Here is a 24,740-nt window from a genome sequence, read left to right on the forward strand (position 1 = left end):
ACGGAAACAAAGCGCGCACTCTAACCGCTGTGCTCTACCGGGCGCCAGCCATGGCGCTGAATATCAACACGATTGTTCAGGACACTGATGCCTTCCATGCGTAATCGCGCGCGCTGCTCGTCGCCCGAAGGACTGCCGACCGGCAGGCTGATACGCCCGTTTGCGCCCAGGACACGGTGCCAGGGCAGCTTGCTGTCGCTCGGCAATTGGCTGAGGGTGCGGCCGACCCAGCGGGCGGCACGACCCAGTCCTGCAAGCTCGGCCAATTGGCCGTAGCTGACGACTTTGCCCTCGGGAACTTGCGCCAGTGTCAGATACAGCGCCGTGCGTCGGATTTGCGCCGCGCTCTCGGGTTCATCGGTTGGGTCGGTCACGTGCGTCAGTCCTGAAGAAGTCTGCTTTACCGTCTGTAGAGTAATTCCTGCACGGGCAGTTGAGAAATGAACTCAATAGAAATAGTCGGGTCAGTCCTTGTCAGGGCCTTATTCCTAAGGATAATGCCGATTTTTTTCGCAATCCCGAGCCCGTATTTTGCTTATGTTGTCCAGATCCCTGCTGTGTCTCGCCGTCCTTGGTGCTTCCTCCCCCTTGCTAGCCGATACCGTGTGGTTGAAGAACGGTGACAAGTTGAGTGGCAAGATCACGCTGTTCGATGGTGGCAAGCTGCTGATCCAGACCGAGTATGCCGGGGCGGTGACGATCGACTGGAAACAGGTCAAGACCCTGGACAGCGATCAGGAGTTGCTGGTCAAGCAGGATGCCTACACTGGCGAGAAAGCCAAGTCGCTGAAAGCGGCGGACGCAGGCAAAGTCACGCTGGCCAACGGCGAAGCGCCGAAGACGGTCGAGCTGGCGAGCATTCAGCAGATTCTCAAGCCAAAACCGGTGGTCGAGGATCTGGTGTGGAAAGGCAATGTCGATGTCGCGCTGGATTATCAGCGGGCGGAAAACGACACCGATGACTACGACATCGATTTCAAGACCAGTGCACGCCACGGTCGCTGGCGCCATACCGCCGAAGGCGAATACAACCGTGAGTTCCAGGACGACGTGGTAACCACCGACAACTGGCGGGCCGAGTACTCCATCGACCGATTCCTGACCGAGCAATGGTTCTGGCAGGGGCGCCTGGTGTACAAGCGCGACAAGGTCGAAGACCTTTCCCGTCAGCGCACGGTCGGTACCGGTCCCGGCTATCAGTTCTGGGATAACGAACTCGGGGCGTTCTCCCTGGGCTCGCTGGTCAACCGCACGGATTATGAGTTCGCCGATGGCAGTAAGGACAATTTCTACGCCCTGGCCATGAAGTGGGACTACAACCGTTACTTGATCGGCAAGCGTGTCGAGTTTTTCACCAGTGGTGAAGTCGGCAAGCCGCTGTCGGGTGTGGCTGATTACGCACTCGATGCCGAGATGGGGTTGCGCTACAAGGTGACCGACTGGGCTTCGCTGAACCTGAAGGCGGAGCGCGACATCATCAGCGGCACCGATGACGCGGATCTGGACAAGACACGCTACACCGCAGGGTTTGGCGTGACCTGGTAAGAAAATCAAAAGATCGCCGCCTTCGACAGCTCCTGCAGGGACAACCCGGGAACTGTCGAAGGCGGCGATCTTTTTTGTGTGGACAAAACACTCGCCCACAAAAAAGCCCCGCTGTTGAGGGCGGGGCTTTTTACTAAAGCAAGTGCAAGTTAGATAACTTGAACTTCTTCAGCTTGCATGCCTTTCTGACCGCGGGTAGCGATGAAAGAAACCTGTTGGCCTTCTTTCAGGCTTTTGAAGCCGTCGGATTGGATAGCTTTGAAGTGAACGAACAGGTCGTCACCGGATTGTGGAGTGATGAAGCCGAAGCCTTTTTCATCGTTGAACCACTTAACGGTACCGGTTTGGCGATTAGACATGGTGTAACTCCTTGAACAAAGATAACTGCGACTCAGGAAGAACCCTGGCCGAGACTGAGTGCAAAGAGCAGGAAAAATTCTTGTAGATGGTTGGATCGAAATTCAACATATCGTGTAGAGATTCTCAGTGACACAAGCAGCACAGTGACGCCACCTTAACCCTTTTTCCGAGACGTGCCAATGCTTCTTGCGAAGGTTTCTCTGTTTTAGGGATCGGCGGTGTGACGGTTCGTCGCCAGAGCACGTAATTCCTGCCTGTTCGGCGAGAATTGCACCCCGGACTTTGAACCCGGCGGCGCGCCCGGTAAGATGCCGGACAGAATTTTTCGACCTCGCTATTCAGGACACCCCCGCCATGAGCATCAAATCGGACAAGTGGATTCGCCGCATGGCGCAGGAACACGGCATGATCGAGCCTTTCGTCGAGCGCCAGGTGCGCGGCAGCGACGATAACCGTGTGATCTCCTACGGCGTGTCGAGCTACGGCTACGACGTGCGTTGCACTAATCATTTCAAGGTGTTCACCAACATCAATTCGGCCATCGTCGACCCGAAGAACTTCGATGCTGGCAGCTTCGTCGATATCCACAGCGACGTGTGCATCATTCCGCCGAACTCTTTCGCCCTGGCCAGCACCGTCGAATACTTCCGCATTCCGCGCAATGTATTGACCATTTGCCTGGGTAAAAGCACCTATGCGCGTTGCGGCATCATCGTCAACGTCACTCCGCTCGAGCCTGAGTGGGAAGGTCACGTGACCCTGGAGTTCTCCAACACCACCAATCTGCCGGCGAAAATCTACGCCAACGAAGGCGTGGCGCAGATGCTGTTCCTCGAGTCTGACGAAGAGTGTGAAGTGTCCTACAAGGACCGTGGCGGCAAGTATCAGGGCCAGCGTGGCGTGACCCTGCCGCGTACCTGAGTCAACCGTCCGACAAATGCCGGGAATTCCTGGGCGGGCGTACACTCTATGGGGTGTACTGTTCCGATCCGCGCAAGGTGGATCGGGCCATCGCTCAGGAGTGCCGAATGAAGATCCATCCGCGAATCAGTGCCGAACTGGCAAGGCTTGAACCCAATCAGGTTGGCGTTCTGGCCTGGTCCTTGTTGGCACATCCGCCCGTCAGCATGGCAGGGGGTATTCCCGGCCAGCCTGATCCTGATACCCCGAATGAACAGCCTAACGAGCCAGGCGAGCCGACTCTGCCGGACGAGCCGCCTCCTGCGCCTGTTGCCTGATTTTCGATTTCCGCCTTTCATGCCCGGTGAACTGCGCTTGTTGCCTTCAGCAGGCAGGCCTGTGCCTGTTGTTGCCATGGACGAACGTAGCGTCTGAATCGGCCTGCACATATTCGGAAGTAACTGTGTCTGTCGTGGAAACCAATCGACGGATAGACCGTGGTTCTATCCGGGAGCCGCGTGCCCCGGGGCCGCTGGCAGAGGGCACCATACAGTTGACTACAAATATGAAAGGGAACATTCAGATGAGTGCAAATCGATCGGGATATTTGAGTGCCGAGGTCATCACGGCGGACGGCACCCTGCAGTTTCGCGTAACGGATGGGCTCGATTTTTATCAGCGGTCAATCATTCAATGCATCGAGGCGGATAACGGCCAGGGGACAGCGTTTTACGTGTACTTGCCGATGGGAATCCAGAGTGGCAGCTTCAGCCTGGGGCTCACCGAGGGATCTCCCATGGTCATCCATGTGACCGGCAGCTCGGAGGCAGAGCTTTATCCGGGAACGCTCGAGTTGACGGTGGGAGGTGACGCGCAATTTGTCGGGCGCTTCAGCGGGATGGACGCTAATGACCTGCACGTGAAAAATGGCAGTTTCAGGCTGGAAAACGAAGCGGGCGCCTAACGGTTGATCGAAGCTGGAAGCCGGGTAGGCCGGCTTCCGCTACTGCTCCCGGTGGCTATTTCAGGTTGCCACTGAGGAACTGCTGCAACCGCTCGCTCTTCGGACTGCCCAGCACGTCTTCCGGCGCGCCTTCTTCCTCCACCAGTCCCTGGTGCAGAAACAACACCTGGCTCGACACTTTACGGGCGAAGCTCATTTCGTGGGTCACCATGATCATGGTCCGGCCTTCTTCGGCCAGGCCCTGGATCACCTTGAGTACTTCACCCACCAGTTCCGGGTCCAGCGCCGAAGTCGGTTCGTCGAACAGCATGACCTCCGGCTCCATGGCCAGTGCGCGGGCAATCGCGACCCGTTGTTGCTGGCCGCCGGAGAGAAAGGCGGGGTATTGGTCCGCCACACGGGAGGCCAGGCCCACCTTGTCGAGGTAGCGCCGGGCGCGGTCCTCGGCTTCCTTCCTGTCGCACCCCAGCACCCGGCGCGGGGCCATGGTGATGTTTTCCAGCACCGTCATGTGGCTCCACAGGTTGAAGTGCTGGAACACCATGGCCAGGCGGGTGCGAATCCGCTGCAGCTCGTCGGCGTCGGCCACGTGCATGCCGTGGCGATCCTTGATCATGCGGATGTTCTGCCCGTCGAGGCTCATGGCGCCGTCGTTGGGTTGTTCCAGGAAGTTGATGCAACGCAGAAAGGTACTTTTACCCGAGCCGCTGGCGCCGATCAGGCTGATGACGTCGCCGGTCTTGGCCTTGAGCGAAACACCTTTGAGGACTTCATGGTCGCCATAGCTTTTATGCAGGCCTTCGATGGTCAATTTGTACATGGGGCATGCATCCTCAAGGCGAAAGTAGATAGCCGCTGCGATAGGCTTCGGTGCCCGCGACGTGGGCGATCACCATGCCGGCAGTGGCCATGCGGCGCAGCGAACGGGCGTACATCAACCCGGCGGCGGAGCAATGAACGGGGGTGACGCGATCGTTGATCGGATCAATGATCTCGGCGATCAATTGCCCGGCTTCCAGGTACTGACCCGGTAGCGCGGTGAACACCAGCAGTCCGCCGACGGGCGTGGCCACTGGTTCTACGCCGGCCAGGGGTGTCGCCGGATAGGGCAGGTCGGGCAGGGGCGAGGGTTCGCCGGCGATCGCACCGAAATGGATCAGGTAATCGATCAGCGCTTGGCAGTCGAGGCCGGCCAGCGGGTGATTGACGTCGCCCTGACCGCGCAATTCGACGGTCACCGAAAAACTGCCTGGCGGAATGTCGAAGTGTTCGCCGAAGCGCTCCTTCAACTGCCACCAGAGCAGGGTGAAGCATTCATCGAACGACTGACCGCCGGAATCCGTCGCCAGCAGGCTGGCCTCGGCGCCGATGTAGCGGGCCAGCGGCTCGACCTGCGGCCAGGCATCCGGCGTGGTGTAGAGGTGAGCGACCGCTTCGAAATCGCAATGCAGGTCGAGCACCATGTCGGCGTCGCAGGCCAATCGTTGCAGGGTCAGGCGCTGGGATTGCAATTGGGTGTCGGCAGTTTGCCGGGCCAGCGCGTCGCTCAGGCTGCTGCGGATCAGTTGCAGGTTGTGCTGCGGATCCTCACCGAGCTTGCCCTCGATCGCGTTACCGACTTCCTCACTGAGGTCGACGAACCAGCGGTTGAAGTTCTGGCCGCTTTCCAGCTCGTAGCGGCCCAGCGGCACATCCATCAGTACCTGTTCCAGGCCCACCGGGTTGGCGATGGGCACCAGCACGATTTCGCTGCGCAGGCGACCGGCGGCTTCCAGCTCCGCCAGGCGTTGCTTGAGGTGCCAGGCCACCAGCATGCCGGGCATTTCGTCGGCGTGCAGGGAGGCCTGGATGTAGATCTTGCCATTGGCCGGTTGTGGGCCGAAGTGAAAACTGTGGATCTGTCGTGCGGTCCCCGGCAGCGGGGCCAGCAGATCATGTTTCTGGTGGCGCATCTGTTGTTTCCTGAAACTGGTTGAGACCTAGTGGGTCGGCCCGAGGAAGGCCAGCCATCGGCGTTCGGCAAGGCGGAACAGGCCGACCAGCGCAAAAGTGACGGTCAGGTAGATCAGCGCGGCGATGCCGAACGACTGGAAGGTCAGGAAGGTCGCCGAGTTGGCGTCCCGCGCAACTTTCAGGATGTCCGGGATGGTCGCGGTGAAGGCCACGGTGGTCGAGTGCAGCATCAGGATCACTTCGTTGCTGTAGTACGGCAACGAGCGACGCAAGGCCGACGGCATGATCACGTAGGCATATAGCTTCCAGCCGGTCAGGCCGTAAGCCTTGGCCGCTTCCACTTCACCGTGGTTCATGCTGCGAATGGCCCCGGCGAAGATCTCCGTAGTGTAGGCGCAGGTGTTCAGGGCGAAGGCCAGGATGGTGCAGTTCATCGCATCGCGAAAGAACGAGTCGAGCACTGGCTGAGCCCGAATGGCGGCCAGGCTGTAGATCCCCGTGTAACAGATCAGCAGTTGGATATAGAGCGGCGTGCCACGGAACAGGTAGGTGTAGAACTGCACCGGCCAGCGGATGTAGAAGTGCGGCGATACACGGGCGATGGACAGCGGGATCGACACCAGGAAGCCGAAGAAGATCGAGGCGCTGAGCAGCCACATCGTCATGGCCAGGCCGGTGATGTGGTTACCGTCGCTGTAGAGGAAGGGTTTCCAGTATTCCTGCAGAAGTTCGATCATCGTACGGCCTCCCGGGTACCGGCGGAGTAACGACGTTCGAGCCAGCGCAGAATGAAGTTGGACGCGCTGGTGATCAGCAGGTAGATCATCGCGGCAAGTACCAGGAAATAAAACAGCTGATAAGTACTTTTACCAGCGTCCTGGGCAGCCTTGACCAAGTCGGCGAGGCCAATGATCGACACCAGGGCCGTGGCCTTGAGCATCACCATCCAGTTGTTGCCGATACCCGGCAGGGCATAACGCATCATCTGTGGGAACACCACGATCCAGAAACGCTGGCCGCGCTTGAGCCCATAGGCGGTGGCTGCTTCGACCTGACCCCGTGGGACGGCGAGAATCGCGCCACGGAAGGTTTCAGTGAAATACGCACCGTAGATGAAGCCAAGGGTGATGACCCCGGCGCTGAACGGGTTGATCTCGATGTATTCCCATTCCATGTAATCGGTAAACGACGTCAGCCAGGTTTGCAGGCTGTAGAAAATCAGCAGCATCAGGACCAGGTCCGGAACGCCGCGAATGAGTGTGGTGTAAAGCTGGGCAGGCACGCGCATCAGTTTGACTTTTGACAGCTTGGCACTGGCACCGAGTAGCCCGAGCAACACGGCCACCAACAGCGACAAGGCCGACAACTTGATTGTCATCCAGGTGCCTTGCATCAGCAGCGGACCGAAGCCCTTGAGGCTGAAGGCAGAGAGCCCCAGATTTTCTAGTAGGTTTTCGAACATAAATCAGCAACCTGATCGGATGAAAAAAGCGCCCATCGCGAGATGGGCGCCGGGCATTATTTGCCGCTGTACAGATTCAGATCGCCAAAGTGTTTCTTCTGAATGGTGGCGTAGGTGCCATCATCGTGTAACGCTTTGATACCTTTATCCAAAAGTGCTTTCAGCTCGGTGTTACCTTTCTTAATGCCAACGGCTGTTTTGGCCGGCAGCAAATGGTCGTCCAGTGGCTTGCTGACGTCATAGTCGGCGCCCTGTGGCGACTTCAGGAAGCCCAGTTCGGCTTGCAGCATGTCCTGAATGCCCGCGTCGAGACGACCGGAAGTCAGGTCAGCGTAAACCTGGTCCTGGTTGGCGTAGGCCTGGGTTTTCACGCCGGCCTTGTCCAGAACGGCCTTGGCATAGGCTTCCTGAATGGTGCCTTGTTCGTAGCCGACGGTCTTGCCCTTGAGCGAAGCGACGTCTTCAGTCACGCCAGAACCTTTCTTGGACACGTAGGCGGTTGGGCCGGAGAACAGCTCGCTGGAGAAGTCGATGACTTTTTCACGGGCTTCGGTCACGGTCATCGACGAGATCACCCCGTCGAATTTATTGGCTTTGAGGCCAGGGATCATGCCATCGAAGTCACTTTCGACCCATTTGCACTTGACCTTCAGTTCGGCGCAGATCGCATTCCCCAGATCGATGTCGAAGCCTACCAGGCTGCCATCGGCTGCTTTCGACTCAAACGGTGCGTAGGAAGGGTCCACGCCAAAACGCAGTTCTTTGTATTCTTTTGCCATGGCGGAGCCAGCAGCCATGCACAACGCCAGTGCAGAAAGGGTCAGCAATGCTTTTTTCATTATTCAATCCCTAAAACCAATATGAGCGCTTGTGGCGCAGAATTATTGTTACTGGAAAGCGTAAGACCTTTTGAAAGTAGCAATTTCCGAACCAGAGTGCCGAACAAGCGTTTAAAAGGTGTCTGGAAATAGCCGGACACAGATTTATGCACGAAAACGGGCGCAGGGAAATGGCCGCACCCGTTCGGTTCAAAAAGAAAAAATATTGAGGATAAAAAGAGGGCCTAGTTGAGCAGGTTCTGCAGGGTCGCCAGACTGTCGGCTTCTTCGACCGACTTGTCCTTGCGCCAGCGCAACATCCGCGGAAAGCGCACGGCAATCCCGCTTTTGTGGCGGCGGGATAGGGCGATTCCCTCAAAACCCAGTTCAAACACCAGAGTCGGCTGGACACTGCTCACCGGGCCGAATTTTTCCACCGTGGTCTTGCGCACGATGCTGTCGACCTGGCGGATTTCGTCGTCGCTCAGCCCTGAATAAGCTTTGGCGAACGGCACAAGGGAGCGTTCGATGGCATCTGGCGGGCCGTCCCAGACGGCGAAGGTGTAGTCGCTATAGAGGCTGGCCCGGCGTCCTTGCCCCCGTTGCGCATAGATCAGCACGGCGTCAACGCTGAACGGGTCGACTTTCCATTTCCACCACACGCCCATGCCCTTGGTCCGGCCGACACCGTACAGGGCAACGCGCGCCTTGAGCATCAGGCCTTCGACACCGAGGGCGCGTGATGCCTCGCGCTGGCGGGCGAGGTCGAGCCAGGTGTCGCCGCTCAACAACGGCGAGAGGTGCAACCGTGGATTGGCGCAGTCGCTGACCACCCATTCCAGTTGTGCGCGTCGCTCGGCCTGACTCCGGTTGCGCCAGTCTTCACCCTGCCATTCGAGCAAATCGAAGGCGAGCAGCACCACCGGCACGTCTTCGAGGATTTTCCGGTCCAGGGTCTTGTGAGCGATGCGTTGTTGCAGGAGGGCGAAAGGTTGCACAGCGGGCTCAAAGGCCTTCTCACTGCCGGTTGGCGCGGATTTCCAGGCGACAATCTCGCCATCGATCACTGATCCGTCGGGCAGGCTCAGAATCAAGCTGTCCAGTTCGGGGAAGCGTTCGGTCATCAGCTCTTCACCCCGTGACCAGATCCACAGTCGCCCGTCGCGCTTGATCACCTGGGCGCGGATGCCATCCCATTTCCATTCCGCCTGCCAGTGCTGGACGGGACCGAGCCGTGCTTCGAATTGCTCCACGGACGACGCCAAGGCGTGGGCGAGGAAAAACGGGTAGGGCTGGCCACCGCGCTGGGCGTATTCATCAACGGATTCGGCGGCGATCAGTTTCAAGTAGCTGGCGGCGCTGGGGCGGTGGGTCTGGTCGGTGTAACCCACCAGCCGCTGCGCCACGCGTTTGCTGTCGAGGTGGGCCATGGCTGCCAGGGCGCGAGTCACGAGCAATTTGGACACACCGACGCGCAAGCTGCCGGTGATCAGCTTGATGCAGATCATCAGGCTCGGGCTGTCCAGTTGCGCCCACAGCATCGGTAACCGCTGGGCCAGGGATTGCGGTGTATCGCCACGCAGTGGCAGCAGCTTGTCCTCGACCCAGGTGGCCAAGCCGTCGGTTGAACGGTGCGACATTTGCGGCAACACCAGCGAAATGGTTTCCGCGAGATCACCGACGGCCTGGTAACTCTCTTCGAACAGCCATTCCGGCAACCCCGAAAACACCACCGCCAGTTCGCGCAGTACCCGTACCGGTACTAACTGCCGGGGGCGTCCCCCTGACAGAAAGTACACGGCCCATGCGGCATCTTCCGGCGCGGCCTGGGCGAAGTAGTTTTGCATCGCCGCCAGTTTGGCGTTGTTCGAAGTGGATGCGTCCAGCTCGGCATACAGCTCGGCGAACGCCTTCATGGCAGCATCTCGGCGGGCTCGGCGGCGGCGATGACCACGTCCTCTTCGTCATGACCAAATTGGGTATCGAACGCCATGGCATCGAACCCCTGCTCGCGCAGATAGCGTACAAGTGTGCCGGCCGATCCATGGGTCACCATGATCCGCTGCGCGCCGCTCTGTTCGATGGCCCATAGCAGACCTGGCCAGTCGGCGTGGTCGGACAGCACGAAGCCTCGGTCCACGCCGCGCCGTCGCCGTGTGCCGCGTACACGCATCCAGCCACTGGCGAAGCCATCGCTGTAATCGCCGACGCGGTGCATCCAACTGCTGTTCGCCGCCGAAGGAGGGGCAAGCACCAGTGCCTTGCGCATCATCGGGTCGTTCTTTTTGATTTCGGCGGCATTAATCGTGAGGGGCAGGTAAACCCCCGCTTCGCGGTAGATCCGGTTGATCGGTTCCATGGCGCCATGCACCAGAAGGGGGCCGATTCGTGCGTCGATGCCATGGAGAATGCGCTGGGCCTTGCCGAGGGAATAGCAGAACAGCACGCTGGTTTTTTCGACTGCCGAATTGGCCTGCCACCACTGATTGATCTCGGCAAACACCTGCGCCTGGGGTTGCCAGCGGTAGATCGGCAGGCCAAAGGTCGATTCGGTGATGAAGGTGTCGCAGCGTACCGGTTCAAACGGCGCGCAAGTGCCATCGGGTTCGATCTTGTAGTCCCCGGATGCGACCCAGACTTCCCCGCCGTATTCCAGCCGAATCTGCGCCGAGCCGAGCAGGTGGCCAGCGGGATGAAAACTGAGGAACACGCCTTGATGCAGCAGCCGTTCGCCATAGCGCAGGGTTTGCAGGTTGATGTCCTGGCCCAGTCGCGCGCGCAGGATGGTCTCGCCGGGCGCTGCCGCCAGGTAATGCTGACTGCCGACACGGGCATGGTCGCCGTGGGCGTGTGTAATCACGGCGCGTTCGACCGGCCGCCACGGGTCTATGTAAAAGTCGCCGGCGGGGCAGTACAAACCTTCGGGACGCGAGATAACAAGGTCCATGGCGTTGTCAGAGTGGAGGGACTTGTTAGCTATGAGGTTGGCGCGGGGGTAGAAGTTCTATCGGGATTTCATGATGGATGAAATACCAATGTGGGAGCAAGCCCGCTCCCACAAGGGACCCGTGTTACTTGCCGGGTGTCAGCGTCAGTCGATTCTTGCCATAGGCATTGTCGAAGTTCTGCGGCTGCATCGGCAGGCTCATGTATTGCCCCTTGAGCCACGGTTCGATGCTGTTGAGGTAGTTCGGGCTGGCCGGGTTGCCGGACTGGCCGGTGCCGTTCTGCGCCATCAGCGGTTCGGACTGGCCGAAGTCGACGATAAAGCGCATGGCCGGCGCCAGCGTGGTGTTGAAGTCCTGGCCCCAGGCGAACGCCGAGGTGTTGAGCGTGGTGTGATCGCCGCCAGCCGGCAATGGCCCGCGTACGGTCTGGCCGTTGCTGTTTTTCCACTCATAGCGGTGCAGTTTGCCCCACTGCCAGGCTTTGTGATCGCTGCCCAACTGGCTGTCGCCTGCACTGATCGCGGCGGCTAGGCTGCGAGCGAGGATGGCCGGTTTGTCTTCTTTCTGCGCGGTGCGCGCGTCATCCCAGAACGGGCTGTCCTCACGTCCGAGCAGGTGATCGGCCTGGGCTGCGTAGGACAACTTGCCGTCGGCGACAAAGGCCTTCCACGCCGGGCTGCTTTCCGGGCCCAGTTCATCGAGGAAGATCTGCCGGGTGCTTTCCTGCAGGAACAGTTCGTAGATGGCCGCATCGGTGGAGGTCGGGCTGAGCTTGCCGTCGAACGCCATCAAGCGGCTGTAGGCTTCGTGTGCCTTGGCGCGATCGGCCACCGGCAAAGCGTCCATGGCTTGCTTGAGTGGCTGGGCCATGCCCGGCGCTTCGAACATTTTCTTCAGCTTGGCAGCGAAAGTGGTGGTCTGGTCATACTGCATGGCAATCAGGCTGCGGCTGTCGTGTTTGCCTGCGCCAGCCAGTTCGGCCAGGCGCTCGCCGCGCTCCGGTGCCGCCCACGAGTTGGACAATTGCATGCCGTAGCCATGGGGGATGACCCGCTGGTTGGCGGTGCCGAGCCAGCCCTGGGCCGGGTCCTGGTCATACGGGTGCAGCATCGGGTCGGCGTAACCGTCCCAATCGTAACGACCTTCCCAGCCCGGGGAAGGCAGCAGGCCTTCACCTTCGCGGCGGTTCGGGTAACGACCGGTGACTTGCCAGCCGATGTGGCTGGCATCGGCGAACACCAGGTTCAGCGCGATGGCGCGGATTTCACGGCTGGCATCCGAGGCTTTCTCGACACTCTGGGCGCGGGACAGGTCGAAGAACGCGTCCAGGGACTTGTCGTCGGTGAAGCTTGGCGTCTGCAAGGCCAGGCCGAAGCCATTGGCCAGCGTGGTGCCCTGGGCACTGTTGAGCAGCGGGCCATGGCGGGTTTCGTAGACAGCTTCGCGAATCGGTCGCTGGCCTTTGACGAAGTAGGTTTCGTTGCGCACGATCGCCGGCTGCCACTTCCCGGCGTTTTCATAGGTGAGCCCGTTGCCCTGGCGTTTGATCTTCTCCAGGAACAGGTCCTGGTTGTCGCCCATCACCGACGTCATGCTCCACGCCACTTTGCCGTTGAAACCGCCAAGCACCATCGGCAGGCCGGCGATGGTCACGCCGGACGCTTGATACTTCGGCGCACGAATCTGCACGTAGCTGAACAGCGAAGGCACGCCCAGCGGGCCGTGAGTGTCACTGGCCAACAGGCTCTTGCCGCTGCGGCTGCGTTGCGGGGCGATTGCCCAGTTGTTCGAGGAAGTGGCGCCCAGCAGGTTCAGGTCCGACAGTTGCCCAGTGGCTTTACTGAGCTCGGCCAGCCCCGGTACTTGCCCGTTGAGCTTGAGGCCTTGGAGTTTTTCGCTTTCGGCGACCGGCAATTTTTCGTCGGGAGCCGATGGCGTCAGCCATGCGAGTTTGTCGCTGGTGACGGTCTGGGCCAGTACCAGCGTGGAAATTTCTTCCGGCAGGTTGGTCGACTGGCTGAAGTTCAGCAGGCAGAAAATCAACGCCGAATCTTCCGGTTGCCAGTACTCGGGTTTGTAGCCGCTGGCCGCCAGATCCGCCGGCAGTTTGTCGCGGTAGCGGAACAGGTAGGCGTTGACTCCGCGCGCATAGACTTCGAAGAAGCGTTTGAGGCGCGGCGAAGAGGCCTTGTACAACTCGCCAGCACTTTTCTTCAGGTTGACCGCGCGCATGTAACGGTCGGCATCCAGCAGTTCGGCACCGTGCATTTCAGCCAAACGGCCCTGGGCCAGCAGGCGCAGGGTAACCATCTGCGTGATGCGGTCGCTGGCATGCACGTAACCGAGGGTGAACAGCGCGTCGTGGAAGCTGTTGCTTTCGATCAGCGGCATGCCCATGGCATTGCGGCGCACCGAAACGTTTTGCGCCAGGCCCTTGAGCGGTTGTACGCCGGAGGCCGGCGGGAGGGTGTCCTGGGCGTCGAAGTTCTGACAACCGGTCAGGCTCAAGACGCCGGCCACTGCTGCGGCAACGCCGAACCGGGGTAGAAAATGAGTAAGGGCTGGCGAGGCCATGGCAAAGCTCCTGCGGGGGTAGAGGCGGCGGCGCGCAATAAAGGCGCTACGTTAGTGAGCGGGAGGTGGCCGCGCAAGCGGGGTACAAGGTTATTTCAGGATTTGTCTGATAAACCGGAAAGATCGCCGTCTTGCCAGTCGCAATGGGGGGTGTTGAAGTGCGACACGCTCAACAATCCAGGAGAACAGTCGGCATGGAGCTCAAGGCAAACGCGGCACTGATCATCATCGATCAACAAAAAGGCATCCTGCATCCCAGGCTTGGTCGCAGGAATAATCCAGAGGCCGAAGAGCGCATGCTGGAAATGCTCGGCCATTGGCGGCGCACGGCCCGGCCGGTGATCCATGTGCAACACCTGTCCCGCTCGGAAGACTCGGTATTCTGGCCGCAGCAGTCGGGGGTGGAGTTTCAGGAGCGTTTTACGCCACGGACCGGTGAACGCTTGATCCAGAAACAGGTGCCGGATGCGTTTTGTGCGACGGGACTGGAGGCGCAGTTGCGCGAGGCGGGGATCGGGCAGTTGATCATCGTCGGTGTCGCGACCCACAACTCGGTGGAATCCACGGCGCGTACCGCGGGCAACCTGGGGTTTGATACGTGGGTGGTCGAGGATGCGTGCTTTACCTTCGACAAGGCTGATTTTTTTGACCAGGCCCATAGCGCCGAAGAAGTGCATGCGATGTCGCTGGGAAATCTGCACGGCGAGTATGCGACGGTGGTCAGCGCTGCCACCCTTCTGATGCATGACTGACAACTATTGTGGGAGCGGGCTTGCTCGCGAAGAGGGCCTCAGCTTCAACATCGTTGTTGCCTGACACAGCGCTATCGCGAGCAAGCCCGCTCCCACAAGGGAACTGCATTCAACAGCACAGGTTTGCTCGCGAAGACGATTCAGCAGGCGAAGCAAGAATTCGCCCGAAGCATCAAGCGCCGTGGCACTTCTTGAATTTCTTGCCGTTGCCGCATGGGCACGGATCGTTGCGGCCGACGTCTTTCAGGGCATTGCGCACCGGTTCCTGGTGAGCGTGGCCGCAGTTCGGACCGTGGACATGGCCGTGGTCGTGGTCGTGATCATGCTGGTGATGGTCATGATCGTGGTTGCAGTCAGGGCCGTGGACGTGGGGTTGCTGGGTCATCGGTGTTGCTCCGGAATTAAATCGGCGGCGATTATCACGCCATTGCGCGCCAGGTGCACGTAGTGGGCGATGAATATACCGGTTTCCAGTTCACCTTCCAGACGATAGGGAATGGGTCGGTCGGATTTTTTCAGCAGTTTGGCCAGATCACGGACCTTGGACCACAGGTTGGTGCGGATCGGCACCTTGAAGTACGCGCTATGCCTGGGGCTGATGGTGAACCAGTGTTCGTACTCGCCATCGGCCAGCAGAATGTCAGCCAAGTGAACGCGGTACTCCAGGCTGCGCACCGTCAGGTCGCTGTCGTTGGGATTGTCGATGCGAAAATGCAGGAGGAATTTCTGTTCCAGCAGTTTGGCGCTGACCACCTCGACTTTCACCAGATGGACCTCGGGGTCCGGCAAGTCGTCGCCGAACCACGATGCACAGCCGCCAAGCCCCAGTGTCAGGAACAAAGTGAGCAGATAGAGTGAGCCGCGGCGAATGATCATCGTGGTGTGTCTCCCTTGAGCCCCAGTCTAGACCCAAAAGATCGCAACCTTCGGCAGCGCCTGCGTGACACACAGGCATTCCATGTCCTAGCTGCTGAAATACCCCGCACAGCACTTCTTGAACTTCTGCCCACTCGCGCACGGGCAGGCGTCATTGCGTCCGAGCTTGAGCGCCACGGTGGGGTCGATGAAATACCAGCGCCCGGTGTTCTGCACAAATGACGAACGTTCGCGGTGACTGTGCTCGCCATTGCTGTCGTGCCACCGCGCGGTGAAGGTCACGAAGGCGTGTTCAGGCTGGCCGCCCAGGACTTCGGAGCTTTCCACCTCAAGGCCCAGCCACGTACTTTGCGCGCTCCAGTCGCTGATCGATTGACGGTCCAGGCCGGCCTGTTGGGCGGGCAGGGTGGTGGCCACCAGATAGTCGACCAACCCCAGCACGTAGGCGCTGTAGCGCGAGCGCATCAAGGCCTCCGCGCATGGCGCTGGGTGGCCGGCATGGTAATGACCGCAGCAGGCGTCGAGCAGGGTGCCGCTGCCGCAAGGGCAAATGGATGTACTCATTGCATTACCACCAGTATTTCCCGAAGTTTTCCGGATTGGCCCAGAAGCGCGAGTTGAGCCAGTCGGGGACCTGTTTGTATTCAAGCAGATCGTAGGTGAACAGGGTCAGGACCTGTTCCTCCCGTTGAAAGCGTTCGCTGGCTTGCAGGGCCAGGGAGAAAAAGTCGGTTTCCTGCCAGCCACAGGCCGGCAGATCCGCCAGCACGGCGATGCGGCTGGCGTTGAGGTTGCGGATACCACCCAGCAGGTTCAGGCCATCGCGCTTGGGCAGGTGCTCCAGGCAATCGACCACCAGGGCCAGGTCGAAACGCCGGGCCGCCAAATCGTCGGGCAACGGGCCGGGGGCAGCGAAAGCGACGCAGCTGTCCGGGTGCGCGAGTTTGAAAGCCTCCAGCGCCGGGAACTCGCTGGCGCCGATCAACAACAGGCGCGCAGGGGCATATCGGTCAAGTAAGGCGGCCAGTGCCTGTTGTGGCGTGCGTGAAGAAATACCTGCAATCATCGAAGATCCTCAATCAGATCTGCCAAGACTAGCCTGCCCGAACCTTTGGGCCTAGAGCGGCTTGGCGACAAAAGCGCCAACTTGCCGTTATTACACTAATAAACAGCATGGCCTATTGCTGGCGGAGTTTAAAACTCGGGTCTTTACTACCTGAATCGGTTCTAAGCCGATCCCTCAGGAGAAAACTAGATGAGCATAGTTCGGACAGCATTACCCTTGGTTCTGCTAACCAGTGTCTTGACTGGTTGCGCAGGTTTGCAGAAAACCGACTGGCCGACCTGTGCGGCAGTTGGTGGTGTCGTGGGCGCGGGCCTCGGTGCGACCGAAAGCTCGGCATGGGCGGGGTATGGTGCTCTGCTCGTCGGCGGTACGGCAGCGGCTTATTGCTGGGTTCACGGTGATGGCGACGAAGACGGCGATGGTGTGCCGGACAGCCGTGACAAGTGCCCAGGCACGCCAAAAGGCGTTCAGGTCGATGCCAACGGTTGCCCACCACCAGCACCTGTGGTCGAAGAAGCGGTTGTGGTCAAGGAAGAAACCATCGTCATCCGCGATGTTCACTTCCAGTTTGATAAAGCCACGCTTACCTCGTCCGATAAACAGGTACTCGACAAGATTGCCACTCGCCTGAAAGCCGAAGCCCCGACTGCTCAACTGACCGTAACCGGCCATACCGACAGCGTGGGCAGCGACACCTACAACCAGAAACTGTCGGATAAACGCGCCCACTCGGTGGTTGAATACCTCATCGAGCAAGGCGTACCTCGCAGCAACTTCGTGTCGGTTGTCGGCGCCGGTGAAAGCCAGCCGGTTGCGGACAACAAAACTGCGGACGGTCGTGCACAGAACCGTCGTACGGAAATCAAAATCCAGCGTTAAGCCCCCCTCGCATCCGCGCCTTGTGCAGTCGCGGATGCGGGTCTTTACTCCTGTGTAACCGGTATTGGCCGGTGACACAGGAGCTTTCAATATGATCGTTCTCACAAGGACCGTCTTGCCGGTTCTACTTCTTGGCAGCCTCTTGACCGGCTGCGCGACCCACAGCGATGGCACTGCCCCCCTCAATCAACGCACCTGGCCAATTTGCAGCCTTATCGGCGGTCTGGTCGGTGGTGGTCTGGGCGCAATCGAGAGTGGTGCCTGGGCCGCGGGTGGTGCGGCGCTGGGTATCTTGTCCGGCGGCTTGATCTGCTATGCCCAGGATGGCGACGAAGATGGCGACGGCGTTTTCGACCGACGTGACCGTTGCCCTGACACCCCCGCCAATACCCCGGTTGACCACCGCGGCTGCGCGGTTCCGCAGTATCCGGCCAGCGTCCCGCCCGAACCTGTGCAATCGGAGGTCATTACTCTGAGCGATGTACTGTTTGTCTTCAATCAATCCGACCTGACCCCGACGGCCAAGAGTCAACTGGATGCGTTGATGAGCAAGTTCGAGGATGCCGATGTGGTCAGCATCAAGGTGGTTGGCCATACCGACAGCGTCGGCTCGGATGCGTACAACCAGGCCTTGTCGGAGAGACGTGCCAGTAGCGTGGCGGAGTACTTGATCAGCCAGGGTGTCGCGCCGACCAAAGTCACCAGCGAAGGCAGGGGCGAGAGTCAGCCGATTGCCGACAACGAAACGGATGCAGGTCGCGCGAAAAACCGTCGCGTGGAACTGCATATAAACCGCTGAGCCAAGAGATAGAGCCGTCGAGCGACACCTGTGAGCGCTGCGACGGCCGTTCGGCGGCCTTCATGAAGAATTTTCCGTTGCCCTCTGGCTTATCCCGCGTGGAAGCCGTTACTGTGCGCGCAAACAATAATTCTCATCGGGGGCGCGTATGAAAGTCTTATGGGGGCTGGGGCGGTTGTTGACCCTGCTGTTCTGGTTGGTGGTGTTGGTCAATCAGCTCACGCCGTTCGTCTTTCCGCTGCACCTGTTGGTCAATCTGGCCGGCGGCTTGTTGGGGTTCATCCATCTACTGGAGGCGTTGCTGTGCTATCGCACTCTCCGGGGTCGCGCCCATCCCTGGCTTGACCGCCTGAAGATCGTCATTTTCGGCGTATTTCACCTGCAAACCATTCCTGCCCCCAGCGCTTCGAAGGCTTCCCATGCGTAAACTCTGCCTGCTCGCCGTACTCATCAGTCCATTGGCCAGCGCCCAGGTGGTGAGTGTCGAACCCAACTCGCTGATGCGCTTGCCCAACACCGCCAGCACCCTGCAATTGGAACGTCTGGAAGTGGCCGATTACGGCACCTTGCTGATTCCCTCGAACGTCACCGAAGTCATTGTCGGTGAGTTGCATCTGGGCCGTGAAGCACGCATCGCCATCGTGCCGGGGGAGCAGGCGCTGGCGCTGAAGGTCCATCGCGCCGATTTGTCCGAAGGCAGCCAGATCACCGCCCGTGGCGCCCCCGGGACCTATCAGAAGGCCGCCCGATCCGGACGCAACCTTGATTTGCAGATCAAGGCACTGAACGCAGCGCAATTACTCGTTGATGCTCGCGGTGGTGCGGGCGCACCGGGGTTTGTGGGGCTTGATGGGGCTAACGGCCAGGAGCCGGGCTGCACCTGGGGCCAGGCGGGGCGCGGTGCCGATGGCAGTGATGGCAGCAATGGTCAGCCGGGAGCGCCAGGGGCTCTGGTTAAACTGGCAGTGCCGCACGATTTCCCCGCAGACCGGATCAAGGTTCAGGTGGCCGGCGGCGCCGGTGGCCTGGCCGGCCCTGGCGGCAAGCCGGGCGCGGGTGGCAAGGCCAAGGGCTGCCTGATTTACAACGCCGATGGCGGCAAGAGCGGTAAACCTGGGGCTGATGGTCAGCCGGGGCCGGAAGGCGCGGCGGGTTCGGTGGTTGTACAGCGGATGTAAGCAACACCGAGAGCCCTGTGGCGAGGGGGCTTGCCTGTGGTGAGGGGGCTTGCCCCCGTTGGGCCGCGAAGCGGCCCCAAATTCCGGCAATCGCAATACTGCTGAAGGTTAGCGTTGTCTGGATTTACGACTGCTACGCAGCCGAACGGGGGCAAGCTCCCTCGCCACAGGCAAGCCCCCTCGCCACAAAAGCTCGGCAGATTCAAAACATCGGCCGAGCCGCAGCAATCGCCACCACGGCCAACCCCACCAGTAGATTGATCCCCACCAAGCGGCGAATCCGTCCCAGCACACCGGCACCCGCCGGCCAATCCTGCTCGGCCACCGCGGTGCGCAACTCCGGCAACATCAGCGCCTGAATGCGGATAAACAGCGCGGTCATCACCACATACAAGCCCATCATCACCTGTACATAACGTGGCGCAGTTTCAAAGCCACCGAAGTGCATGTGCAGCATGCCCACGCCGCTGACCGGCAACAGCACGACCGCCACCCAGACCCAACGGAAAAAACCTTGAAACACTTCTACCCACAGCTTCAGCCGGGCAGGGCCCTCCAGTGCCGTGATCGCAGCGGGTCGCAAGACCATCCAGGCGAAAAACATGCCGCCGACCCAGACCAGGGCTGCCAGTACATGCAGGCTATAAGTGAGGCTAAAAAGTGTCATTGGGGTACTCCGTTCTGCGCGGGATTCATTAGCGGGGTATGATAGCGGCCGAACCGAACTACTGAAAATTTATCCAGCGTTTTTAACGCCCGACAATCAATGATCAGCACCGAACTCAAAACCACGATCCAGGGCGCCTACTCGCGTTTTCTCGAAGCCAAGAGCCTCAAGCCGCGCTACGGCCAACGCCTGATGATCGCCGAAATCGCCAAGGTCCTGGGTGACATCGACACCGACGACGAAGGCCGGCGCAGTGGCGACCCCGCGATCGTCGCGGTGGAAGCCGGCACCGGTACCGGCAAGACCGTGGCCTACAGCCTGGCGGCGATTCCGACCGCCAAGGCCGCGGGCAAACGCCTGGTGATAGCCACGGCCACCGTGGCCCTGCAAGAGCAGATCGTCTACAAGGACCTGCCCGACCTGATGCGCAACAGCGGGCTGAATTTCAGCTTCGCCCTGGCCAAGGGCCGCGGGCGCTACATGTGCCTGTCCAAGCTCGACATGTTGCTCCAGGAAGGCCACGCGCAGACCGCCACGGCGCAGCTGTTCGAAGAAGAAGGCTTCAAGATCGAGGTCGACGAGGCCAGCCAGAAGCTGTTCACCAGCATGATCGAGAAGCTCGCCGGCAATAAGTGGGACGGCGACCGCGACAGTTGGTCCACCGCCCTGGAAGACGCCGACTGGGCGCGCCTGACCACCGACCACAGCCAGTGCACCAACCGCCATTGCCCGAACTTCGGCCAGTGCGCCTTCTACAAGGCCCGCGAAGGCATGGGCAAGGTCGACGTGATCGTCACCAACCACGACATGGTCCTGGCCGACCTGGCCCTGGGCGGTGGTGCGGTGCTGCCGGACCCGCGCGACACCATCTACGTGTTCGACGAAGGCCATCACCTGCCGGACAAGGCCATCGGCCACTTTGCCCATTACACGCGCCTGCGCTCCACTGCCGACTGGCTGGAAACCACCGCCAAGAACCTCACCAAATTGCTGGCCCAGCACCCGTTGCCAGGCGACCTGGGCAAGTTGATCGAGCAGGTGCCCGAGCTGGCGCGGGAGATCAAGACCCAGCAGCAGTTCATGTTCACTGCGTGTGAGCAGATTGCCGATTTCAAACCCGGCGAAGACGTCGAAGGCCGCGAGCGCCCGCGTCATCGATTCGTCGGCGGGGTGATTCCCGAGCACATGCGTGAAATGGGCATCGAGCTGAAGAAAGGCTTCGCGCGCCTGACCGACCTGTTCACCCGCCTGACCGACCTGCTCAAGGAAGGCATGGACGGCGAGGTCAACATTGGCATCGCCAGCAACCAGGCCGAAGAGTGGTATCCGCTGTTCGGCAGCCTGTTGTCGCGTTCTTCCGGTAACTGGGAGCTGTGGACTGCCTTCACCGTCGAAGACCCGGAAGACAACCCGCCGATGGCGCGCTGGCTGACCCTGGCCGAAAGCGGCTCGCTGTTCGACATCGAGGTCAACGCAAGTCCCATCCTCGCGGCGGAAATGCTTCGCCGCAACCTGTGGAACGTGGCCTATGGCTGCTTGGTGACCTCGGCGACCTTGACCGCCCTCGGCACCTTCGACCGCTTCCGCATGCGCGCCGGCCTGCCGAAAAAAGCCGTGACGGCGGTAGTGCCAAGCCCGTTCCATCATGCCGACGCCGGTGTGTTGCGGGTGCCGAACCTGAACGCCGACCCGCGTGATGCAGCGGCGCATACCGCCGCGATCATTCGTGACCTGCCTGAATTGGTCGAAGGCTCGCGGGGCACGCTGGTGCTGTTTTCCTCGCGTAAGCAGATGCAGGACGTGTTCGACGGCCTCGACCGCGATTGGCGCAAGCAAGTGTTTATCCAGGGCAACCTGTCGAAACAGGAAACCCTGAACAAGCACAAGGCAAGGGTCGATGGCGGTGACTCCAGCGTGTTGTTCGGCCTGGCGAGCTTCGCCGAAGGGGTCGACTTGCCCGGTGCCTATTGCGAGCACGTGGTCATCGCCAAGATTCCATTCTCGGTACCGGATGATCCGGTCGAGGCTGCACTGGCCGAGTGGATCGAAGCCCGGGGCGGCAATCCGTTCATGGAAATCTCCGTGCCGGACGCCTCGCTGAAGCTGGTCCAGGCCTGCGGCCGCTTGCTGCGCACCGAAGAAGACCGCGGCACCATCACCTTGCTCGACCGGCGCCTGGTGACCCAGCGCTATGGCAAAGCCATCCTCAACGCGTTGCCGCCGTTCCGTCGAGAAATTTCCTGAAGCACCGGTGGGCAATTTTGCCCACCGCGTTGTCTATCTCTCTGCCATCGCTTTTCCACTGGCCCATTGAAGGTCGTTAGGGAGAATTTCGTTCTCATGATTTGCCGTTCGTTGCCCGCTGTTTTTGCCCTGATGTTCGCAACACCTCTGCTGGCCGCGCCTGCCAGCCAGCAGACGCTGTTCAACTTTGTGCGCCCCGCCGATGTGGTCCAGGTGGCGACTCAGGACGCCAGCCTGCCGCAATCCAACGCCGAGCAAACCCCCGAGGGCGAAGTGCTGCGCCGGGTGACGTTCAACCCGGTCGCCCGGCCAACCTTGCGCCTGACCCCGCAAACAGGCGCTTGGGACTGGTCGCAGTCGGGCGTCATGAGCCTGCGAATCCAGAGCGCGATGAACTGGGCCTTGACCCTGTACGTGACCATCCAGAGCAACGACGGCAAGACACTGGTCAGCCGCGTCGATCTGCCGGCGGGGCCTGCGCAAACCCTGTTGGTCCCGTTGCAAGCGACATCGCCGCTCAGCCAGGGCATGAAGGCCGGTCCGCCGATGCCGATGACCGTGGAGGGTCAACGCATCCTGCTGGCCAGCAGCGCCGGTGAGTTGGATCGCAGCCAGGTCGTGTCGGTGAGCTTGTCGATGGACCAGCCGAAAGCTGCGCAAAGCATCCTGCTGGAACGCTTTGGTGTGCAGGACGGTGAGTCGGTCACCCAAGCCGTGTATGGCGGGCTGGTGGATGCGTATGGCCAGTCGACCCGGGCCAAATGGCCGGAAAAAATCAGCAGCGATGAACAACTCAAAGGCGCTGCCGGCAAGGAGCAGCAACAACTGAAAACCTGGCTGGCCGAGCGCGAAAAGTCCTCCCTGGACAAGTTCGGTGGCTTGACCAAAGGCCCGTCGTTCAAGGCCAGCGGCTTCTTCCGCACGGAGAAACGTAATGGTCGCTGGTATCTGGTGACGCCTGAGGGGCACCCGTTCTACTCCCTCGGGGTCAATACCGTGGCCCCGGATGTCGACCAGACCTACGTGGCCGGTCGCGAGTGGATGTTCGAATCCCTGCCCAAGGCTGACGAGGCGCTGGCCAGCCACTACGGCGAGGGTGACAACCGTGGCGGCAACGGTGCCGATCAAGGGCGCGGCTACAATGCCGGGCGCTGGTACGACTTCTACGGTGCCAACCTGCAACGCCTGTTTGGCAATCCTTGCGAATCGAGCAGCGCCACCAAGGCTGGCGTCGCCGAAGCGGCAAAGGCCGATGCGGTTGAAGCAACGACGGAAAAGGCCGCCGAGAAACCGGTTGTGCCTGCGACTGCCGAGTCCGGTGTCGCCGAAGCAGCCAAAGTCGAGGCAAATACGCCAGCGCCAGTCGCTGCCGAACCCTGCAAGGCCACATTCGACGAGCAGCGCTGGGCCAGTCATACCCTTGATCGCTTGCAGGCCTGGGGCTTCAACACCATTGGCAACTGGAGTGCACCGGTACTGGGCAACGCTGATCGCGTGGCGTACACCTTGCCGCTGTCGATCGTCGGCGACTACGCCAGCATCAGTACCGGTACCGACTGGTGGGGCGGCATGCCCGACCCGTTCGACCCGCGTTTCGCCATGGCCACCGAACGTGCCGTGGCGATTGCCGCCCGCGACCATCGTGACGATCCTTGGTTGATCGGTTACTACGCCGACAACGAACTGGCCTGGGCCGGTCCCGGCGATGACCCGAAAGCCCGTTATGCCCTGGCCTACGGCACCTTGAAAATGACCACCGACGTGCCGGCCAAGCGCGCATTCCTCAAGCAACTGCGCGACAAGTACCGCAACCAGGCGGGTCTGTCGAAGGCCTGGGGCATTGATCTGCCGGCCTGGGAGTTGATGGAGGACCCGGGATTCGTGCCGCCGCTCCCGAGCGCCGAGCACCCGGAAATCGAAGCGGACTTCAAATACTTCCAGAAGGTCTTTGCCGACACTTATTTCAAGACCATCTCCGACTCGCTCAAATGGCACGCGCCGAACCAGCTGCTGCTCGGTGGCCGGTTCGCCATCAGCACGCCTGAAGCCGTGGAGTCCTGCGCCCAGTATTGCGACGTGTTGAGCTTCAACATGTACACCCTGCAACCCCAGGACGGTTACGACTTCGCCAGGCTGCGCAGTCTCGACAAGCCTGTGCTGATTACCGAATTCAACTTCGGCTCGGCTGATCGTGGCCCGTTCTGGGGCGGGGTCACGCAGTTGGCGAAGGAGGAGGACCGCGGGCCGGCGTATGCCAACTTCCTCAAACAGGCCTTGAGCGAGCCGTCGATTGTTGGCGTGCATTGGTTCCAGTACCTCGATCAACCGGTCACCGGGCGCCTGCTTGACGGTGAAAACGGTCACTTCGGGTTGGTGGGCATCACAGACCTGCCGTTCCAGGGCTTTGTCGACAGCGTGCGCAAGAGCAATCTGATGACAGTCGAGCAATTGGGCAAAGAGGCCGAGAAGGCAGCGGCCGCCGCCGACAAAGCCAGCCACGACGCCGAGGGCGGCCGCAAGGCCGAAGCCGGCAAGGGACCGGGGAAGGGCGCTGGCGGGCATTCCGGGAATGGCCACTAGGCCCTGAAACCCTGTGGCGAGGGGGCTTGCCTGTGGCGAGGGGGCTTGCCCCCGTTGGGTTGCGCAGCGACCCCAAAATCTCGGCAACGGCCCAAGACTTTGGGAGTGCTGCGCACTCCAGCGGGGGCAAGCCCCCTCGCCACAAGGGATCGGCGGTAAAACAACCGCCCGGCCC

At 60.7% G+C, this 24,740-nt stretch carries 26 protein-coding genes; 11 read left to right on the forward strand and 15 right to left on the reverse strand.

Annotated features, from left to right (window positions below; translation table 11 throughout):
- Positions 1-20: 20 nt before the first annotated feature.
- Positions 21-374 carry an MGMT family protein gene (locus QMK54_RS06195; RefSeq protein WP_007971652.1) on the reverse strand — a complete coding sequence of 118 codons (354 nt, stop codon included), beginning with the start codon at positions 372-374 and terminating at the stop codon, positions 21-23.
- Between the two features lie 163 nt (positions 375-537).
- On the opposite strand from QMK54_RS06195, the gene QMK54_RS06200 reads away from it, so the two are divergent.
- The gene (locus QMK54_RS06200) at positions 538-1,545 is read left to right on the forward strand and encodes a DUF481 domain-containing protein (protein WP_110658602.1); all 1,008 of its coding nucleotides are present in this window, start codon (positions 538-540) and stop codon (positions 1,543-1,545) included.
- A 149-nt stretch (positions 1,546-1,694) separates the two neighbouring features.
- Here the strand turns inward: QMK54_RS06200 and QMK54_RS06205 are convergent, their stop codons facing one another.
- Positions 1,695-1,904 carry a cold-shock protein gene (locus tag QMK54_RS06205; protein ID WP_002554837.1) on the reverse strand — a complete coding sequence of 70 codons (210 nt, stop codon included), beginning with the start codon at positions 1,902-1,904 and terminating at the stop codon, positions 1,695-1,697.
- A 355-nt stretch (positions 1,905-2,259) separates the two neighbouring features.
- Between QMK54_RS06205 and dcd the strand changes: the two genes are divergently transcribed.
- The 3 genes from dcd (at position 2,260) to QMK54_RS06220 (ending at position 3,769) form a co-directional block, all read left to right on the forward strand.
- Complete coding sequence (dcd, locus tag QMK54_RS06210; protein ID WP_110658603.1) at positions 2,260-2,826, forward strand: dCTP deaminase; 567 nt, start codon at positions 2,260-2,262, stop codon at positions 2,824-2,826.
- 107 nt (positions 2,827-2,933) lie between these two features.
- On the forward strand, positions 2,934-3,143 hold the full coding sequence (locus QMK54_RS06215; protein ID WP_110658604.1) for a hypothetical protein: 210 nt from the start codon (positions 2,934-2,936) through the stop codon (positions 3,141-3,143).
- Positions 3,144-3,388: 245 nt separating this feature from the next.
- Positions 3,389-3,769 carry a hypothetical protein gene (locus QMK54_RS06220; protein ID WP_223591600.1) on the forward strand — a complete coding sequence of 127 codons (381 nt, stop codon included), beginning with the start codon at positions 3,389-3,391 and terminating at the stop codon, positions 3,767-3,769.
- 55 nt (positions 3,770-3,824) lie between these two features.
- On the opposite strand, the gene QMK54_RS06225 is transcribed toward QMK54_RS06220, so the two are convergent.
- The 8 genes from QMK54_RS06225 to QMK54_RS06260 all read right to left on the reverse strand — a co-directional run bounded on the left by QMK54_RS06225 (position 3,825) and on the right by QMK54_RS06260 (position 13,524).
- Positions 3,825-4,589 (reverse strand): ABC transporter ATP-binding protein, encoded by a 765-nt coding sequence (locus QMK54_RS06225; RefSeq protein WP_110658606.1) that lies wholly within the window; start codon positions 4,587-4,589, stop codon positions 3,825-3,827.
- Positions 4,590-4,602: 13 nt separating this feature from the next.
- Positions 4,603-5,721, reverse strand: a complete 1,119-nt coding sequence (locus QMK54_RS06230) for a succinylglutamate desuccinylase/aspartoacylase family protein (protein WP_110658607.1) — start codon at positions 5,719-5,721, stop codon at positions 4,603-4,605.
- 27 nt (positions 5,722-5,748) lie between these two features.
- Positions 5,749-6,459, reverse strand: a complete 711-nt coding sequence (locus tag QMK54_RS06235) for an ABC transporter permease (protein WP_110658608.1) — start codon at positions 6,457-6,459, stop codon at positions 5,749-5,751.
- Positions 6,456-7,184, reverse strand: a complete 729-nt coding sequence (locus tag QMK54_RS06240; RefSeq protein WP_110658609.1) for an ABC transporter permease — start codon at positions 7,182-7,184, stop codon at positions 6,456-6,458. Before QMK54_RS06240 ends, QMK54_RS06235 begins: the two co-directional genes overlap by 4 nt.
- A 56-nt stretch (positions 7,185-7,240) precedes the next feature.
- A complete protein-coding gene (locus QMK54_RS06245; RefSeq protein ID WP_110658610.1) occupies positions 7,241-8,023 on the reverse strand; it encodes a transporter substrate-binding domain-containing protein in 783 nt (260 codons plus the stop codon).
- Between the two features lie 224 nt (positions 8,024-8,247).
- Positions 8,248-9,918, reverse strand: a complete 1,671-nt coding sequence (locus tag QMK54_RS06250) for an ATP-dependent DNA ligase (RefSeq protein WP_320402224.1) — start codon at positions 9,916-9,918, stop codon at positions 8,248-8,250.
- The gene (locus QMK54_RS06255) at positions 9,915-10,949 is read right to left on the reverse strand and encodes a ligase-associated DNA damage response exonuclease (RefSeq protein WP_223591594.1); all 1,035 of its coding nucleotides are present in this window, start codon (positions 10,947-10,949) and stop codon (positions 9,915-9,917) included. Before QMK54_RS06255 ends, QMK54_RS06250 begins: the two co-directional genes overlap by 4 nt.
- A 124-nt stretch (positions 10,950-11,073) precedes the next feature.
- Positions 11,074-13,524, reverse strand: coding sequence for a penicillin acylase family protein (locus QMK54_RS06260; protein ID WP_320402225.1), 2,451 nt, complete (start codon positions 13,522-13,524; stop codon positions 11,074-11,076).
- Between the two features lie 194 nt (positions 13,525-13,718).
- Here QMK54_RS06260 and QMK54_RS06265 point away from each other — a divergent pair, with 194 nt between their 5' ends.
- Positions 13,719-14,276, forward strand: a complete 558-nt coding sequence (locus QMK54_RS06265) for a cysteine hydrolase family protein (protein WP_320402226.1) — start codon at positions 13,719-13,721, stop codon at positions 14,274-14,276.
- A gap of 172 nt (positions 14,277-14,448) precedes the next feature.
- Here QMK54_RS06265 and QMK54_RS06270 read toward each other — a convergent pair whose 3' ends face one another.
- The 4 genes from QMK54_RS06270 to QMK54_RS06285 all read right to left on the reverse strand — a co-directional run bounded on the left by QMK54_RS06270 (position 14,449) and on the right by QMK54_RS06285 (position 16,218).
- Positions 14,449-14,661: an SEC-C metal-binding domain-containing protein gene (locus tag QMK54_RS06270; RefSeq protein WP_053155520.1), complete on the reverse strand. Its 213-nt coding sequence runs from the start codon at positions 14,659-14,661 to the stop codon at positions 14,449-14,451.
- Entirely contained in the window at positions 14,658-15,152 is a 495-nt protein-coding gene (locus QMK54_RS06275; protein WP_223591590.1) for an LEA type 2 family protein, read from the reverse strand. Before QMK54_RS06275 ends, QMK54_RS06270 begins: the two co-directional genes overlap by 4 nt.
- A gap of 87 nt (positions 15,153-15,239) precedes the next feature.
- Positions 15,240-15,716, reverse strand: a complete 477-nt coding sequence (locus QMK54_RS06280) for a YchJ family protein (protein ID WP_223591581.1) — start codon at positions 15,714-15,716, stop codon at positions 15,240-15,242.
- Positions 15,717-15,720: 4 nt separating this feature from the next.
- On the reverse strand, positions 15,721-16,218 hold the full coding sequence (locus tag QMK54_RS06285; protein ID WP_223591579.1) for a DUF6231 family protein: 498 nt from the start codon (positions 16,216-16,218) through the stop codon (positions 15,721-15,723).
- A gap of 189 nt (positions 16,219-16,407) precedes the next feature.
- Here QMK54_RS06285 and QMK54_RS06290 point away from each other — a divergent pair, with 189 nt between their 5' ends.
- The 4 genes from QMK54_RS06290 (at position 16,408) to QMK54_RS06305 (ending at position 19,074) form a co-directional block, all read left to right on the forward strand.
- A complete protein-coding gene (locus tag QMK54_RS06290; protein ID WP_046041243.1) occupies positions 16,408-17,097 on the forward strand; it encodes an OmpA family protein in 690 nt (229 codons plus the stop codon).
- A 91-nt stretch (positions 17,098-17,188) separates the two neighbouring features.
- Positions 17,189-17,896: an OmpA family protein gene (locus QMK54_RS06295; RefSeq protein WP_320402227.1), complete on the forward strand. Its 708-nt coding sequence runs from the start codon at positions 17,189-17,191 to the stop codon at positions 17,894-17,896.
- A gap of 148 nt (positions 17,897-18,044) precedes the next feature.
- Entirely contained in the window at positions 18,045-18,323 is a 279-nt protein-coding gene (locus tag QMK54_RS06300) for a DUF1145 domain-containing protein (protein ID WP_223591571.1), read from the forward strand.
- Positions 18,316-19,074, forward strand: a complete 759-nt coding sequence (locus QMK54_RS06305; RefSeq protein WP_223591569.1) for a collagen-like protein — start codon at positions 18,316-18,318, stop codon at positions 19,072-19,074. Before QMK54_RS06300 ends, QMK54_RS06305 begins: the two co-directional genes overlap by 8 nt.
- Before the next feature lie 202 nt (positions 19,075-19,276).
- On the opposite strand, the gene QMK54_RS06310 is transcribed toward QMK54_RS06305, so the two are convergent.
- Positions 19,277-19,741 (reverse strand): CopD family protein, encoded by a 465-nt coding sequence (locus tag QMK54_RS06310; protein ID WP_320402228.1) that lies wholly within the window; start codon positions 19,739-19,741, stop codon positions 19,277-19,279.
- Between the two features lie 99 nt (positions 19,742-19,840).
- On the opposite strand from QMK54_RS06310, the gene dinG reads away from it, so the two are divergent.
- Together dinG and QMK54_RS06320 are read left to right on the forward strand one after the other, a co-directional pair.
- Entirely contained in the window at positions 19,841-21,985 is a 2,145-nt protein-coding gene (gene dinG / locus QMK54_RS06315; RefSeq protein ID WP_102702550.1) for an ATP-dependent DNA helicase DinG, read from the forward strand.
- A 96-nt stretch (positions 21,986-22,081) separates the two neighbouring features.
- Positions 22,082-24,565 carry a beta-galactosidase gene (locus QMK54_RS06320; protein WP_320402229.1) on the forward strand — a complete coding sequence of 828 codons (2,484 nt, stop codon included), beginning with the start codon at positions 22,082-22,084 and terminating at the stop codon, positions 24,563-24,565.
- Positions 24,566-24,740 lie beyond the last annotated feature (175 nt).

Source organism: Pseudomonas sp. P5_109 (genome assembly GCF_034009455.1).
Lineage (GTDB): Bacteria > Pseudomonadota > Gammaproteobacteria > Pseudomonadales > Pseudomonadaceae > Aquipseudomonas.

What these genes read in the sequence shown, in the direction of transcription:
- QMK54_RS06200 (WP_110658602.1), top strand. Translation starts at nt 538, where the DNA reads ATGTTGTCCAGATCCCTGCTGTGTCTCGCCGTCCTTGGTGCTTCCTCC.
- QMK54_RS06205 (WP_002554837.1), bottom strand. Translation starts at nt 1,904, where the DNA reads ATGTCTAATCGCCAAACCGGTACCGTTAAGTGGTTCAACGATGAAAAA.
- dcd (WP_110658603.1), top strand. Translation starts at nt 2,260, where the DNA reads ATGAGCATCAAATCGGACAAGTGGATTCGCCGCATGGCGCAGGAACAC.
- QMK54_RS06215 (WP_110658604.1), top strand. Translation starts at nt 2,934, where the DNA reads ATGAAGATCCATCCGCGAATCAGTGCCGAACTGGCAAGGCTTGAACCC.
- QMK54_RS06220 (WP_223591600.1), top strand. Translation starts at nt 3,389, where the DNA reads ATGAGTGCAAATCGATCGGGATATTTGAGTGCCGAGGTCATCACGGCG.
- QMK54_RS06225 (WP_110658606.1), bottom strand. Translation starts at nt 4,589, where the DNA reads ATGTACAAATTGACCATCGAAGGCCTGCATAAAAGCTATGGCGACCAT.
- QMK54_RS06230 (WP_110658607.1), bottom strand. Translation starts at nt 5,721, where the DNA reads ATGCGCCACCAGAAACATGATCTGCTGGCCCCGCTGCCGGGGACCGCA.
- QMK54_RS06235 (WP_110658608.1), bottom strand. Translation starts at nt 6,459, where the DNA reads ATGATCGAACTTCTGCAGGAATACTGGAAACCCTTCCTCTACAGCGAC.
- QMK54_RS06240 (WP_110658609.1), bottom strand. Translation starts at nt 7,184, where the DNA reads ATGTTCGAAAACCTACTAGAAAATCTGGGGCTCTCTGCCTTCAGCCTC.
- QMK54_RS06245 (WP_110658610.1), bottom strand. Translation starts at nt 8,023, where the DNA reads ATGAAAAAAGCATTGCTGACCCTTTCTGCACTGGCGTTGTGCATGGCT.
- QMK54_RS06250 (WP_320402224.1), bottom strand. Translation starts at nt 9,918, where the DNA reads ATGAAGGCGTTCGCCGAGCTGTATGCCGAGCTGGACGCATCCACTTCG.
- QMK54_RS06255 (WP_223591594.1), bottom strand. Translation starts at nt 10,949, where the DNA reads ATGGACCTTGTTATCTCGCGTCCCGAAGGTTTGTACTGCCCCGCCGGC.
- QMK54_RS06260 (WP_320402225.1), bottom strand. Translation starts at nt 13,524, where the DNA reads ATGGCCTCGCCAGCCCTTACTCATTTTCTACCCCGGTTCGGCGTTGCC.
- QMK54_RS06265 (WP_320402226.1), top strand. Translation starts at nt 13,719, where the DNA reads ATGGAGCTCAAGGCAAACGCGGCACTGATCATCATCGATCAACAAAAA.
- QMK54_RS06270 (WP_053155520.1), bottom strand. Translation starts at nt 14,661, where the DNA reads ATGACCCAGCAACCCCACGTCCACGGCCCTGACTGCAACCACGATCAT.
- QMK54_RS06275 (WP_223591590.1), bottom strand. Translation starts at nt 15,152, where the DNA reads ATGATCATTCGCCGCGGCTCACTCTATCTGCTCACTTTGTTCCTGACA.
- QMK54_RS06280 (WP_223591581.1), bottom strand. Translation starts at nt 15,716, where the DNA reads ATGAGTACATCCATTTGCCCTTGCGGCAGCGGCACCCTGCTCGACGCC.
- QMK54_RS06285 (WP_223591579.1), bottom strand. Translation starts at nt 16,218, where the DNA reads ATGATTGCAGGTATTTCTTCACGCACGCCACAACAGGCACTGGCCGCC.
- QMK54_RS06290 (WP_046041243.1), top strand. Translation starts at nt 16,408, where the DNA reads ATGAGCATAGTTCGGACAGCATTACCCTTGGTTCTGCTAACCAGTGTC.
- QMK54_RS06295 (WP_320402227.1), top strand. Translation starts at nt 17,189, where the DNA reads ATGATCGTTCTCACAAGGACCGTCTTGCCGGTTCTACTTCTTGGCAGC.
- QMK54_RS06300 (WP_223591571.1), top strand. Translation starts at nt 18,045, where the DNA reads ATGAAAGTCTTATGGGGGCTGGGGCGGTTGTTGACCCTGCTGTTCTGG.
- QMK54_RS06305 (WP_223591569.1), top strand. Translation starts at nt 18,316, where the DNA reads ATGCGTAAACTCTGCCTGCTCGCCGTACTCATCAGTCCATTGGCCAGC.
- QMK54_RS06310 (WP_320402228.1), bottom strand. Translation starts at nt 19,741, where the DNA reads ATGACACTTTTTAGCCTCACTTATAGCCTGCATGTACTGGCAGCCCTG.
- dinG (WP_102702550.1), top strand. Translation starts at nt 19,841, where the DNA reads ATGATCAGCACCGAACTCAAAACCACGATCCAGGGCGCCTACTCGCGT.
- QMK54_RS06320 (WP_320402229.1), top strand. Translation starts at nt 22,082, where the DNA reads ATGATTTGCCGTTCGTTGCCCGCTGTTTTTGCCCTGATGTTCGCAACA.